A 12,109-nucleotide genomic window follows, 5' to 3' on the forward strand; every position below is an offset into this window, starting at 1 on the left:
TTAGCTCAGCTGCTAAAACGTTAGACGCGACCCGTCGCGCTCCAGCGGACAATTTAGAGCAAACTATGAAGCGGCACTAGCTCAGCTGGTAGAGCGCGACCTTGCCAAGGTCGAGGTCACGAGTTCGAACCTCGTGTGCCGCTCCAACTCCTTTCTAACTATTTTCTCTTTTTTCAAATTCTTATAATTTTTTTCTCTATTAATTCCGAATTCTTGCATAAAAAGATTGCTTATTTTTAGCACTATGCGTAAAATACGCGCTCTTTCGGCCATATTAGTCGTTCCTTGCCTTAACCCGGCCGGCCGAAACGGGACGAGGCTATACTAACCGTAAGGAATATCCATGCGTCATTACGAAATCGTATTCATGGTTCACCCAGACCAAAGTGAGCAAGTTCCAGGTATGATCGAGCGTTATACTGGTTCTATCACTGAAGCTGGCGGTACTATCCACCGTTTAGAAGACTGGGGTCGTCGTCAACTGGCTTACCCAATCGAAAAGCTTCACAAAGCACACTATGTTCTTTTGAACGTTGAAGCGCCTACTGAAGTAATCAACGAACTTGAAACTTCTTTCCGCTACAACGATGCAGTGCTACGTAACCTAGTTATGCGTACTAAAAACGCTGTAACAGAAGCTTCTCCTCTTGCTAAAGAAGAGAAAAAAGAAGCAGCATCTGCTTAATCGTTATTGATTCGGATTTGACTCACCTCTAGAGGTAATGGTGCAAAATCAAGCAGACCCATATACAAACCAGTTTGTTTTATCTGGGATTGTTTGCAAAACACCAAAATATAGTCAAAGTCCTGCTGGCATTACGCACTGTATTTTTGTTTTAGAGCATAAATCAATGCAAATTGAAGCCGACCTTAACCGTAACAGTTATGTTCGTATTCAAGTTGTTGCCAGTGGTGATAAATTCCGAAGTCAACTAGAGCATTTATACGTTGGGCAAGGGTTACAAGTAAGAGGATTTTTAAATCGCCACGAAAGCCGAAATGGCTTGAGTCAACTTGTACTACATGCACAACATATTGAAAGAATTAATTGAGGAAATTACTCATGGCACGTTATTTCAGACGTCGTAAGTTCTGCCGTTTCAAAGCAGAAGGCGTACAACAAATCGATTACAAAGATCTAGCTACTCTTAAAAACTATGTAACTGAAAGTGGCAAAATCGTACCTAGCCGTATCACAGGTACAAGCGCTAAGTACCAGCGTCAGCTAGCAGCAGCTATCAAGCGTGCTCGCTACCTAGCCCTTCTTCCGTACACTGACTTACACAAGTAAGCAGCTGATTAATAGTTTTTAAAAGGTGTAGAGACATGCAAGTTATTCTACTAGACAAGATCGCTAACCTAGGTAACCTAGGTGACCAGGTTTCTGTTAAATCTGGCTTCGCACGTAACTTCTTATTCCCTAAGGGTAAAGCAGTTCCTGCAAACAAAGCTAACATCGAAACTTTCGAAGCTCGCCGCGCTGAGCTAGAAGCAAAAATCGCAGAAGAACTAACAGCTTCTCAAGCTCGTGCTGAAAAACTTGAAGCACTAGCTGAAGTAACACTAGTTTCTAAAGCGGGTGACGAAGGTAAGCTATTTGGCTCTATCGGTACTCGTGACATCGCTGAAGCGATTTCTGCAGTTGGTGTTGAAGTAGCTAAAGCTGAAGTTCGCCTACCTCTAGGTACTATCCGTGAGACTGGTGAATTCGACGTAGCTATTCAAGTACACTCTGACGTAACGGCAACTATCAAAGTTATCGTTATCGCAGAAGCTTAATTTATTAAGCATAAACCGCACACCCTGTGTGCGGTTTTATTCCCTCCCCTGAAAAATAACAACGACACAATTTCAGTGCATAAAATCAGTGAATATCATGATTGCTCACGGAAGATTCAGACAACAATTGGATAATTAATCTAAATCACAAATGACGTAAATAAACTTTTGTATATTGAAAAGATAGGTACAAATGGTAATGTCATGTAATATCGTACCCATTTTATATAAAGTTGATTTGTGATAATTTAGTTAACTCTTTTTTATTAGATACTTTTTTTTGCTGTCCAAATAACATACAGTGGTATTGGCAAATTATGACAGCGTTATCATTTGAGTTTGGAGAATAATGTTTAATCGTCGTCGCTTACGTGGCTTTACGTTAATAGAATTGCTTATCGCTGTTGCGCTGGTCGCGGTGTTAGCGAGTGTTGCCTTACCGAGTTATTTGGACTATCTACGCAAGGGGTACCGCACGGATATACAGCAAATTATGTATCAAGAAGCAGTCGCATTGGAACGTATCTACTCCAGAAATGGGGGCTATCCAGATGAATATAAATTTGAAAAAGAGCTGCAATATTACACATTAAAATATACCGCACTTGGTAAGCCTCCGGGGATTGTTGGCAATTATAGAAGCTTAAAATTCAAAATTAGCGCGACACCAAAGACGGGCACGACTCAGATTTCTGATGTATGTGGCATGTTGACATTAGATGAGCAGGGTAAAGAGTATTCAGAGGGGCAATTTGATGATTGTTGGTAATTCGAAACAGCGTGGCGTCACCTTAATTGAGTTATTGGTGTGTGTGGCACTGGTTGCTGTGCTTGCAAGTTTGGCAATGCCGTCTGTCATCACCTACATTAAACAAGATCGTGTTGATTCTAATGTCCACCTTTTAAATAGCGCATACCAGTTTGCTCGAAGCGAAGCGGTAAAAAGAGAACAAACGGTTAAGCTAGTTAAGCAAAACTCGCAATGGTTGGTCAATACCATGGTTGATGGCAAAGAAGCAACGTTACGTACGTTTACAATTGAACACGAATCTATTTATGTAGGACTGGTTGATCGTGAGGTAAGATCGACGGGTGAATTAAACCAAGTGAGCAATATTTTAGTGAGTGACAATGACAATAGCACGTTAGATTATCGACTCTGTATATTGAAAAGTGGTCAAAGCTGGATAGGTGAGGCTGCAGAGAATTGCGCTTAGAAAAAGGGTTTTCATTAATTGAAGTGATGGTATCCATTGTGATCGCCGGCGTCGCCTTGCTGGGGTTAGCTGGTGCTCAATTAAAGTCACTACAATTTGCCAATAACAGCTTTAATTATACCGTTGCCTTGGTAAAAGGTCAGAATGCGATTGAAAGAATGTGGAGTGATCTGTGTTATTACGAGCATATCAATCAAAACCTCTTGCTTATCAATAATCCACGCATCGCTGATTTACAACCTGAAGACAACCGGTTTGTACTCAAACTGTCTCCGGATAAATATAACGACAATATTAATACGCCAGCTTCCGAGCGTCGAGATGTGAGATTTACTGTGAGTTGGGAAGACAAGCGAATTGAAGACAATAGCGCGTTAAATCAAATAACATTAGTAGCAAGTTATGTCCATGTGCCAAGCTCAGATTGCATCCCTTAAATTGCGAGGATACACGTTGATCGAGTTACTCGTAGCTATGGCCGCCGGGTTGTTTTTACTATCCGGTGTTGCGATGTCCTATACCGCAATTAAAAGCACCGTTGTGGCGAGTAAAGAATTGTCACATGCACAAGAAGTTATTCGCTATATGAGTCAAGTGATGACCCGCAGTATTAAGCAGACACACGCTATGCCAGAACTTGAAAACGGCGGAGCGGCGTTGCGGGTGCATCAAAACGCATTGCAGTTGGCATGTGATGGCAGTGTACCTACTGCAAACTACTCAGAGCTATATACGTTGTCGAATGGCTACTTGACTTGTGACATAGGTAATGGCCCAGTTCAGCTTTTAAGGGGCGTTCAAGCTCTGGGTTTTGCTCAATCAGGGATCTTAACCAGTATTACCGTGACGCCCAAAGATGTACCACCGCAATTTAAAGAAGGGCTTCAAATTGATATCGCTGCAAACCGTTTGGTGTTAGACAAGGCGGTTTGGAAAGTACCTCAAGAGAGGGTGAATAACTGATGAAACGTTTTTCACGACAATCTGGCTTTACACTCATTAAAGTGATGCTGCTGAGCACCATGGCAAGTGTTGTGGTGTTTACTTCAATGAAGGACACACTGGTACAAGAGCGCCTAAGTGGTAACTTTCAAAAAGATTTAAACGCGCGTCTACAGGCAGAGAAAGGCGTTTTCGCCAGTGCAGATGGCCTCAATGACTATGTTAGTAGGAATGAAGGGGCAACGATGGAAACCTTACTTGCTGTAAATTCAGGTCATTCGGGTGGTGAATATAGTAAGGGCCAGTTCTCAACGCAAATAAGCTCTCCGCAAGCAGGCATCATTGAAGTTGCTAGTTTGGGTCAAAGGTATGGAGAAAACGCCGCCAACAATATGGTGGGCATTTTTAAATTTACCGATGCGGTGCTTGAACCAACCTTCAACAACCCTGTGACAGGCTGTAAAGGGGTAAATTTATCAGGTAGCGGGGTGGTTGACAGCTATGACTCTGAGGCGGGAAGCTATGAAGATACGCAGGGTAACAACGGTGATGTGAATACGGTTATTGGTGATTCAGACGTGGTGTTATCTGGTCACTCGCCAATTAAAGGGGATGTAAAAGCGTCGGGGGTATTGTATCTCAAAGGCTCATCTCCAGTTATTGGTAACGTGCAATCAAATACCGGAATAGATATCTCTCATGGCAGTGGTATGCGTGTTGAGGGGGATGTTTTGACGCAAGGGTTTGTCATTCACCGCGGCGGTGACATTCAAGGTGTTGTGCGCGCAAATGGCAACGTGAAGATGTTGTGGGGCGCTGATATTTTGAATACAAAGAATGACCCTTTTGATATTCAATATGGTGGCACGGGCGATTTTGAATTAGCCGATGAACACTCACAGGGGGGGATCAATTATTCTGCCGCCAAGTTTAATGTGAATCCCAATGTTTCCGCCGTGCGTGTATACGACCCTGACTCTCCTAATCATGACGATACAACGGTTGATGAATGTGATCCGCTTGCGCTACCCGGTAATATGCCCAACATCATCGTGGCAAATAACGGATATGAAAATGTTGAAGTGAAGTCAAATCAAACATATACGTTTCGGCCTGAAAAGAGCAAACTGGAACAGAAAAAATACAACGGTACAGAAGTCATTAAAGAAGCGCCATCAAGTGAAACGGATATCTACTTATTTGATACTAATAAACAGGTGCACAATAGGCTAAAACCGAACAGTGAATACGTGTTTGGCATGAAGAATCTGACCATTGGTGGCAATGCGGTGGTCAATATTAAGAAAGTGGATAACCCTACCATTAAAGGTGGCGATGTTATTTGGCTTATCGATGGTGATTTTACCATGACTGGTGATAGTCGGCTTAATATTGAAAAAGATGTGAGTTTGACAATTTTTGTCACAGGTAAAGTAAAGCTTGGAGCCAGTGCTCAGGTGGTAACAGAAAAGCCAGGCATTACAGACAGTGGCCTTGGGACATTCAATATTTTTTCATCTTACAAACCAGACCCAAATGACAATGGCAATGCAAATAAACACGGTGTAATTGTTAGTGGCACATCTTCTTTGTATGCCGTCATTTATGCACCATTGACCTCTATTTCCATGAATGGCAGCGGACAGTTTTTTGGTACTGTGCGCGGTGCCACAATTGAAGCAAATGGTGGAAGTGGTATCCATTTTGATGAGGCGTTAAAAAAGCTTAAATTGGGCAATGGTGGTACGGTGAAGCAACCTGCTAAATTGACCTTCCAAGGCTGGCGATATAAGCACCCAGAAGCGTTTAGTGAGGAGCCAGCAGAACCAAGCAATTCGGGGAGCACCCGATAGGCTAGCTTACTTAATGACCCTCATCTTCATTGGTACGGCAAACGTCGATTGCCACTTTTTAGAAAATTATCACACCTGATTTAAACCTTTTTTGCCCCACAGCGCGTCTTACTCTGTATGAAAGGCGCTGTGAAGATGATACATGATTGGCACTCTTCAAAAAATTTCCATAGGATATTGAACGGTATGTGACAGACTGCTCTTTTGAAGTAAATGTGTCATCATCATTACCTCGCGGTAAAGGAATTTAAATATGTTAGTTGATGCCAAACTCCCGTTTGATGAATTAGATGATTTGGTTAAACGTACTCAGCAAGGTGATCAGGTTGCCTTTGCCGCTCTGTACGAACAATGCCATCGGCGGGTCTATGCGCTGTGTTTACGGTTATTGGCAGATCAAGCGCATGCGGAAGATGCCTGCCAAGAAGTATTTGTACAGCTGTGGCACAAAATAGCACAGTTTAATGGCCAATCTAAATTTACAACTTGGCTGCACAGCGTGACGTCAAATATCGCAATAAGTTATCTGCGCAAGTACAAAAACTGGTTGCAAAAAGTAGTCAGTTTTGAAAATAGCGGGATGGATGAAGCAAGTATTGCACTGTGTGGGGATCTCAATGGACTAGACAAGCTAGTGCTTCGATTACCCGAAAGAGCACGACTTGTTTTTGTATTGCATGCTGTCGAGGGGTATCGACATGAAGAGATTGCAGCCATGTTAGATATGGCAGTGGGGTCGAGCAAATCTCAGTATCACAGAGCAAAAAAGTTGTTACAGGAGTGGTATGAAAATGATTAAGCCAAACTTTGACGAGTTCTTGTCTCAACAAGTAGCCAAAACACAGGAACAAGTGCAACAGCCCGAGCCTCAGCGAGCATTGTGGCAAGGGATAGAAAAGGCAATTAATGAACAGCCAATGAGTGACAGCGAACCGCAAAATAACCCCGCGGGCGTTTGGCGACAAGTCTCTGCGATTGCTGCCGCAACTTGTATTGGTATGTGTGTAATGTATTTTACGCTCAGTACGCCAGAGCAAAATAATATGATGCAAATGAGCCAGTATTTCGAACAACAAAAACAGATTTTGTTGGTGCAATATGGCAACCAGCCTGCACTAACAAATGATTGGCAAGTGCAATTGCAAGAATTAGAAGAAGCAGAACAAGCCATTAAGCTGGCTCTTCAAAACGACCCACAAAATGCAGCGTTGCTGCAAATGTTGGCTCAGGTTTATCAACAACAATTAGATTTAATTGAACGAGTACATCAACCTCGTTGGCAGGAAATTTAGGAGAAGTAGGATGAAAGCATTGATGTTGAGTTTAGCCATGTTCCCTCTGGTAACCTTGGCTGGTGAAAAAATTGATAAAGAAATCGAAATCCCAACGGATGGTAAAGTTTTTATAGAAAACCAACGTGGTAACGTAGAGATACTCACTTGGGACAAAGCAGCATTCAAAGTCGTCGGAGAGCTTGATGACAATGCAAAGGGCTATAAATTAGATACCAAAGGCAGCAAAACTAGATTTATCGTCAAAATGCCGTCCAACTCACGAGGCTGGGGACGTAAGCATGAGGGTTCTGAACTAAAAATTTATATGCCAAAGCAAAGTGAGCTGGTATTTGAAGGTGTACAAGTTGATGTTGAAGCTTCCAAATTGTTAGCTGGTGCGTACATAAAGACAGTTAATGGTGACATTAAAGCTACTCAAATTGCTGGGAAAGTACGTCTTGAGACTGTCAATGGGGATATCGATGGCAAGGAGTTAAACGGGCGCATTCGCTATGAAACCGTCAATGGTGATATTGAAGATGTGGGCTCCAAGGGTAAAATTAGGTTCAATGCGGTGAATGGCTCTATTGAGAGTAACACGCAGGCAACTGAGATCCGGTTAGAAAATGTGAATGGTGAGGTTGAGTTTGACATTGCAAAATTGCAAGAGTTGAGACTTAACACCGTCAACGGAGAAATTGAAGTGCGGGTAAAAGAGCTATTACCTAATGCACGTGTAAATCTTGAATCTGTAAGCGGGGACGCAGACCTTTACTTTCCTCGAGATATTTCTGCTAAGTTTGACATTGATGCACATGCTGGTGGCAAAATCACTAATGAGCTAAGTGGTGATAAGGTTCAAAAAGCAAAGTATGGCCCTTCGAGAGAGTTGCAATTCACAGTTGGCTCAGGCGATGCGGACATCGAAATAGATACGGTGAGCGGCCGCATAGAATTGAAAAAAGTACACTAAACTAACTAAGCCCAATTTCGATTGGGCTTAGTTTTTGCGTTTTACACTGCACGTCTAAGCTTATCAGCATTCAGTTTTGCAAGATTTAAGGTTACAATAACAAATCCACTCATTTGTTTTTGTCGTAATATGGCCAAACCTGATCAACAAGTCGATACACTAAAAGTTCCACCGCACTCCATTGAAGCAGAGCAATCTGTACTGGGAGGCTTGATGCTTGATAACCAAGCGTTTGACCGGGTTGCCGAACTAGTTGTTGCACAAGACTTTTACACTCGTACGCATAAACTGATCTTTGAAGCCATGACTAAACTCGTCGAGCTTGGTCAGCCAATTGATCTTATTACCATTTCTGAAAACCTAGAAAAGAATAATCAATTAGACTCCATTGGTGGGTTTGCATATCTGGCGGAGATTGCTAAAAACACCCCAAGTGCAGCTAACATAGATGCATATGCCAGTATTGTGCGCGAGCGCGCTGTTGTACGAGAGATGATCTCGGTTGCAAACGAAATCGCCGAAGCAGGCTTTAACCCTGAGGGACGTACAAGCCACGATTTGCTGGATTTGGCTGAAAGTAAAGTTTTCAAGATTGCCGAGCAGCGCAGCAAAAGTACTGAAGGTCCGCAAAATATTCATAGTATTTTAGAGAAGACCATAGATAAGATAGAAGAGCTCTATCAGTCACCGCAAGATGGTGTAACAGGGGTTAGCTCTGGTTACTCAGATCTCGATCAAATGACCGCGGGTTTACAGCCTTCTGATTTGATCATTGTTGCGGCACGTCCATCTATGGGTAAAACAACATTTGCGATGAACTTGGCAGAACACGCGGCAATGACGCAGGACAAGCCAGTTCTAATTTACTCTCTAGAGATGCCGTCAGAGCAGATCATGATGAGGATGTTGGCATCACTTGGCCGTATTAACCAGACTAAGGTGAGAACAGGTCAGTTAGACGACGATGATTGGGCGCGACTGTCTTCAACCATGGGGTTACTAATGGAAAAGGGGCAAATGTATATCGATGATGCGTCAGGTTTGACGCCGACCGATGTGCGTTCGCGAGCACGTCGAATTGCCCGTGACCACGGTGGGATCAGCATGATCATGGTCGACTATTTGCAGTTAATGCGTGTTCCTAGTTTGTCAGACAACCGTACTTTGGAGATAGCCGAGATATCCCGCTCGTTAAAAGCGCTTGCTAAAGAACTTGAGTGTCCAGTTATTGCGCTGTCCCAGCTTAACCGTACGCTAGAGCAACGTGCCGACAAACGTCCCGTCAACTCGGATCTAAGGGAATCGGGCTCGATTGAGCAGGATGCTGACTTGATTATGTTTATTTATCGTGATGAAGTTTATAACGATGACAGCCCTGACAAAGGCACCGCTGAAATTATCATAGGTAAACAGCGTAACGGTCCAATTGGTAAGGTTAGGTTAACCTTCCAAGGCCAATACTCTCGTTTTGATAATTATGCTGGGCCAGCACTAGATGATGAGTACTAAGCCCAAATAGATAAGGGTCCCTGTGAATGCGGTTAGCCACAGCAGAAATTAATATACCAGCACTGCGTTATAACTTAGCTAGAGTAAAAGAGATTGCACCTAGCTCAAAAGTAATGGCGGTGCTAAAAGCCAATGCATATGGTCACGGTTTGGTCAAAATTGCGCAATGTTTATCGGATGCTGATGCATTTGCAGTTGCGCGTATCGACGAGGCTTTGGCATTGCGTGCAGGGGGACTGACAAAACCCATCATTTTGTTGGAAGGTTTTTTCGATCCCAGCGACTTGCCTATTTTGCTCGCCAATAACTTTGAAACAGTCGTTCATGATGAAAGCCAGTTACTTGCAATTGAGCAGAGCAACTTAGAGATGCCAATATCTGTATGGCTGAAAGTTGATACTGGCATGCATAGGCTGGGCATTGAGCCCGAACAATTTGATGATTTTTATCAGCGTTTAAAACAATGTCCAAACGTAAAGCCTGCGGTAAATTTAATGACCCATTTTCCATGCGCAGATGACGTCAGTAATGACTTTACCCAAGTCCAAATAGATTTGTTTGCGTCATTGGTGTCAGAGCGACGTGAAGCGTTGTGTTTAGCGAATTCAGCTGGCGTAATTGGTTGGCCTGATGCACATTTTGATTGGGTTAGATCAGGATTGATGCTTTATGGCGTATCTCCAATGTTGGATCAGGTTGGAGTGGATCACCAACTAAAGCCTGTGATGCGACTAAAAACACGGGTGATAGCTATCAAACAAGTGACTGTAGGTGATCGCGTTGGCTATGGAGGGCGATGGCAATGCCAAAAAGCAACCACTTTGGCTGTTGTTGCTATGGGTTACGGTGATGGTTACCCGCGACATGCTAGACAAGGCACGCCTGTAGTCATTAAAGGCAAGCGATATGGCATAGTGGGTAGTGTATCGATGGACATGATCAGTGTTGATGTTGGTGAAAACGCTGCGCATATTCAAGTCGGAGATGAAGTTGAAATGTGGGGACCAACTTTGCCTGTCGAAGAGGTTGCGAGCTGTGCTGATACCATTCCTTATGAATTGCTGTGCAATGTCACGCCACGCGTAAGCTATGAGTACTGCAATGATGAGTGAGTATTTCTCACTCTAATAGCTGTCCTTGCAATGTCGCTACGATGTTTCGAGGACCACCTTGATCTCTATGCTCACCCAAATATATGCCTTGCCAAGTACCAAGCTTTAACTGTCCTTGATAAATAGGGATGGTGACTTCACACCCCAATGTACTCGACTTTATGTGAGCTGGCATGTCATCGTCTCCTTCATAGTCATGACGATAATAATGCTGATTTTGTGGCACAAAGTGATTGAAATGACTCTCCATGTCCATGCGTACGGTTGGATCGGCATTTTCATTGATCGTCAGGCTAGCCGACGTATGTTGAATAAATAAGTGAAGCAAGCCGACTTTGTAATAGCTCAGCTGAGGTAGATGGGCCAAAAGCTCATCGTCAATGAGGTGAAAGCCTCGAGGGCGAGGCTTCAGCATGATCACAGATTGGTGCCAACTCATAGTTTGTCGAAGCTGACCTCAATATTTGCATTACCATCCTCAGATGTGAATGGCATAATTATTTTAGCACCTTCACACTTATGCGTAATGGTATGACCAGGTCCAGATACAACTAAAGGTGTAGCCATGTCGAAGTCATACCCCTTTTCACCAAGTAGATTTTTTGCCCCACCGGTGACCATATTGGTGATTTCTCCAACCATGTCAGTGACTTCTTCATTTATCTTTTCAGGTCTTTCACCTAGCATTCGCTCCATAATCGCGAGGGCAAGGCTTTCATCAAAGGTAATTGAAAAAGAGCCTTTGGTTTGTGGGCCAACCATACCGATTAGCCCAGATACATCTCCACGGGCGACTTCATCTTTTTTTATCTTAGGCTTGCCGGGCGTTAGCTCCGTTTGCGCCATTGTCGCTAATACATTTATTAGTGAAGATAAAAAAGGGTTGATGAACTCAACATTCATATTATAGGTCCCTTGTTTTATTCATTATTGCAGACATTAGTTTAAGTGTAGTGGCTTTTTTTACGGCTGCACTACTGTTGGCACTTTTCACAAAGCCCATGTGCTTCGATAGTTTGTGCTTTTACTTTAAAGCCTTTTTCTGCTGATAAATTGTTTAACTCATGAGAAATGGCAGTTGAGTGCAACTCTTGAACATGCCCACAGCTATCACATATCAGCAGCTGTACAGGGTGGATATGATCAAAATGGTGACACAACATAAATGAGTTGGTGCTTTCGATTTTATGGATGAAACCTAGCTCAGCCAAAAAGTCTAGCGCACGGTAAACCGTTGCGGGTTTGGCACTGCTCTCTGTTAATTTCAGTTCTTCTAACAAGTCATAAGCGCCAACACCACCTTGCTTAGTTGCAAGCAGGCGAAATACCTTTTCTCTAATAGGTGTAAAACGCGCCCCGCGATTGTCACAGACCTGCTTTGCTTTGGAAACTAGTAGTTCTATATTCATATTCTAAATCCTTACACTACTTCTCAATACTAACATATTCA

At 43.1% G+C, this 12,109-nt stretch carries 17 protein-coding genes and 1 tRNA gene; 15 read left to right on the plus strand and 3 right to left on the minus strand.

Features of this window, described 5'->3' with window-relative positions; genetic code table 11:
* The first annotated feature begins 70 nt into the window (after nt 1–70).
* The 15 genes from J8M00_RS24265 to alr all read left to right on the plus strand — a co-directional run bounded on the left by J8M00_RS24265 (nt 71) and on the right by alr (nt 10,659).
* Nucleotides 71–146, plus strand: a tRNA-Gly gene (locus tag J8M00_RS24265).
* Nucleotides 147–343: 197 nt separating this feature from the next.
* Entirely contained in the window at nt 344–685 is a 342-nt protein-coding gene (gene rpsF / locus J8M00_RS24270) for a 30S ribosomal protein S6 (protein WP_023400735.1), read from the plus strand.
* A gap of 37 nt (nt 686–722) precedes the next feature.
* Entirely contained in the window at nt 723–1,052 is a 330-nt protein-coding gene (priB, locus tag J8M00_RS24275; RefSeq protein WP_211012998.1) for a primosomal replication protein N, read from the plus strand.
* A gap of 11 nt (nt 1,053–1,063) precedes the next feature.
* A complete protein-coding gene (gene rpsR, locus J8M00_RS24280) occupies nt 1,064–1,291 on the plus strand; it encodes a 30S ribosomal protein S18 (RefSeq protein WP_005493466.1) in 228 nt (75 codons plus the stop codon).
* Nucleotides 1,292–1,326: 35 nt separating this feature from the next.
* Nucleotides 1,327–1,779 carry a 50S ribosomal protein L9 gene (gene rplI / locus J8M00_RS24285; protein ID WP_023400733.1) on the plus strand — a complete coding sequence of 151 codons (453 nt, stop codon included), beginning with the start codon at nt 1,327–1,329 and terminating at the stop codon, nt 1,777–1,779.
* Nucleotides 1,780–2,128: 349 nt separating this feature from the next.
* Nucleotides 2,129–2,548 carry a type IV pilin protein gene (locus J8M00_RS24290; protein ID WP_211012999.1) on the plus strand — a complete coding sequence of 140 codons (420 nt, stop codon included), beginning with the start codon at nt 2,129–2,131 and terminating at the stop codon, nt 2,546–2,548.
* On the plus strand, nt 2,535–2,996 hold the full coding sequence (locus J8M00_RS24295) for a GspH/FimT family pseudopilin (RefSeq protein ID WP_211013000.1): 462 nt from the start codon (nt 2,535–2,537) through the stop codon (nt 2,994–2,996). Before J8M00_RS24290 ends, J8M00_RS24295 begins: the two co-directional genes overlap by 14 nt.
* Complete coding sequence (locus J8M00_RS24300; protein WP_211013001.1) at nt 2,987–3,433, plus strand: type IV pilus modification PilV family protein; 447 nt, start codon at nt 2,987–2,989, stop codon at nt 3,431–3,433. Before J8M00_RS24295 ends, J8M00_RS24300 begins: the two co-directional genes overlap by 10 nt.
* A gap of 16 nt (nt 3,434–3,449) precedes the next feature.
* Nucleotides 3,450–3,959 (plus strand): PilW family protein, encoded by a 510-nt coding sequence (locus J8M00_RS24305; protein WP_211013002.1) that lies wholly within the window; start codon nt 3,450–3,452, stop codon nt 3,957–3,959.
* Entirely contained in the window at nt 3,959–5,791 is a 1,833-nt protein-coding gene (locus tag J8M00_RS24310) for a DUF7305 domain-containing protein (protein ID WP_211013003.1), read from the plus strand. Before J8M00_RS24305 ends, J8M00_RS24310 begins: the two co-directional genes overlap by 1 nt.
* Before the next feature lie 253 nt (nt 5,792–6,044).
* On the plus strand, nt 6,045–6,590 hold the full coding sequence (locus J8M00_RS24315) for an RNA polymerase sigma factor (protein WP_211013004.1): 546 nt from the start codon (nt 6,045–6,047) through the stop codon (nt 6,588–6,590).
* The gene (locus tag J8M00_RS24320; RefSeq protein WP_211013071.1) at nt 6,583–7,083 is read left to right on the plus strand and encodes a hypothetical protein; all 501 of its coding nucleotides are present in this window, start codon (nt 6,583–6,585) and stop codon (nt 7,081–7,083) included. Before J8M00_RS24315 ends, J8M00_RS24320 begins: the two co-directional genes overlap by 8 nt.
* 10 nt (nt 7,084–7,093) lie before the next feature.
* Entirely contained in the window at nt 7,094–8,038 is a 945-nt protein-coding gene (locus tag J8M00_RS24325; protein ID WP_211013005.1) for a DUF4097 family beta strand repeat-containing protein, read from the plus strand.
* Between the two features lie 129 nt (nt 8,039–8,167).
* Complete coding sequence (dnaB, locus tag J8M00_RS24330; RefSeq protein ID WP_023400724.1) at nt 8,168–9,547, plus strand: replicative DNA helicase; 1,380 nt, start codon at nt 8,168–8,170, stop codon at nt 9,545–9,547.
* Between the two features lie 26 nt (nt 9,548–9,573).
* A complete protein-coding gene (alr, locus tag J8M00_RS24335) occupies nt 9,574–10,659 on the plus strand; it encodes an alanine racemase (RefSeq protein ID WP_211013006.1) in 1,086 nt (361 codons plus the stop codon).
* Nucleotides 10,660–10,666: 7 nt separating this feature from the next.
* Here alr and J8M00_RS24340 read toward each other — a convergent pair whose 3' ends face one another.
* From J8M00_RS24340 to zur, 3 genes are all read right to left on the minus strand, one after another.
* Nucleotides 10,667–11,098 carry a secondary thiamine-phosphate synthase enzyme YjbQ gene (locus J8M00_RS24340; RefSeq protein WP_211013007.1) on the minus strand — a complete coding sequence of 144 codons (432 nt, stop codon included), beginning with the start codon at nt 11,096–11,098 and terminating at the stop codon, nt 10,667–10,669.
* A complete protein-coding gene (locus J8M00_RS24345) occupies nt 11,095–11,562 on the minus strand; it encodes a chemotaxis protein CheX (protein WP_023400721.1) in 468 nt (155 codons plus the stop codon). The genes J8M00_RS24340 and J8M00_RS24345 overlap by 4 nt, the downstream gene beginning before the upstream one ends.
* A 71-nt stretch (nt 11,563–11,633) precedes the next feature.
* Nucleotides 11,634–12,068, minus strand: a complete 435-nt coding sequence (gene zur / locus J8M00_RS24350; protein ID WP_023400720.1) for a zinc uptake transcriptional repressor Zur — start codon at nt 12,066–12,068, stop codon at nt 11,634–11,636.
* Nucleotides 12,069–12,109: the final 41 nt, after the last annotated feature.

Source organism: Pseudoalteromonas luteoviolacea (assembly GCF_018100925.1).
In the GTDB taxonomy this organism is placed as follows: Bacteria; Pseudomonadota; Gammaproteobacteria; order Enterobacterales; family Alteromonadaceae; genus Pseudoalteromonas; species Pseudoalteromonas obscura.

Bases quoted from the DNA above. Each gene is read 5' to 3' on its own strand.
- rpsF (WP_023400735.1), top strand. From the start codon at position 344: ATGCGTCATTACGAAATCGTATTCATGGTTCACCCAGACCAAAGTGAG.
- priB (WP_211012998.1), top strand. From the start codon at position 723: ATGGTGCAAAATCAAGCAGACCCATATACAAACCAGTTTGTTTTATCT.
- rpsR (WP_005493466.1), top strand. From the start codon at position 1,064: ATGGCACGTTATTTCAGACGTCGTAAGTTCTGCCGTTTCAAAGCAGAA.
- rplI (WP_023400733.1), top strand. From the start codon at position 1,327: ATGCAAGTTATTCTACTAGACAAGATCGCTAACCTAGGTAACCTAGGT.
- J8M00_RS24290 (WP_211012999.1), top strand. From the start codon at position 2,129: ATGTTTAATCGTCGTCGCTTACGTGGCTTTACGTTAATAGAATTGCTT.
- J8M00_RS24295 (WP_211013000.1), top strand. From the start codon at position 2,535: ATGATTGTTGGTAATTCGAAACAGCGTGGCGTCACCTTAATTGAGTTA.
- J8M00_RS24310 (WP_211013003.1), top strand. From the start codon at position 3,959: ATGAAACGTTTTTCACGACAATCTGGCTTTACACTCATTAAAGTGATG.
- J8M00_RS24315 (WP_211013004.1), top strand. From the start codon at position 6,045: ATGTTAGTTGATGCCAAACTCCCGTTTGATGAATTAGATGATTTGGTT.
- J8M00_RS24320 (WP_211013071.1), top strand. From the start codon at position 6,583: ATGATTAAGCCAAACTTTGACGAGTTCTTGTCTCAACAAGTAGCCAAA.
- J8M00_RS24325 (WP_211013005.1), top strand. From the start codon at position 7,094: ATGAAAGCATTGATGTTGAGTTTAGCCATGTTCCCTCTGGTAACCTTG.
- dnaB (WP_023400724.1), top strand. From the start codon at position 8,168: ATGGCCAAACCTGATCAACAAGTCGATACACTAAAAGTTCCACCGCAC.
- alr (WP_211013006.1), top strand. From the start codon at position 9,574: ATGCGGTTAGCCACAGCAGAAATTAATATACCAGCACTGCGTTATAAC.
- J8M00_RS24340 (WP_211013007.1), bottom strand. From the start codon at position 11,098: ATGAGTTGGCACCAATCTGTGATCATGCTGAAGCCTCGCCCTCGAGGC.
- J8M00_RS24345 (WP_023400721.1), bottom strand. From the start codon at position 11,562: ATGAATGTTGAGTTCATCAACCCTTTTTTATCTTCACTAATAAATGTA.
- zur (WP_023400720.1), bottom strand. From the start codon at position 12,068: ATGAATATAGAACTACTAGTTTCCAAAGCAAAGCAGGTCTGTGACAAT.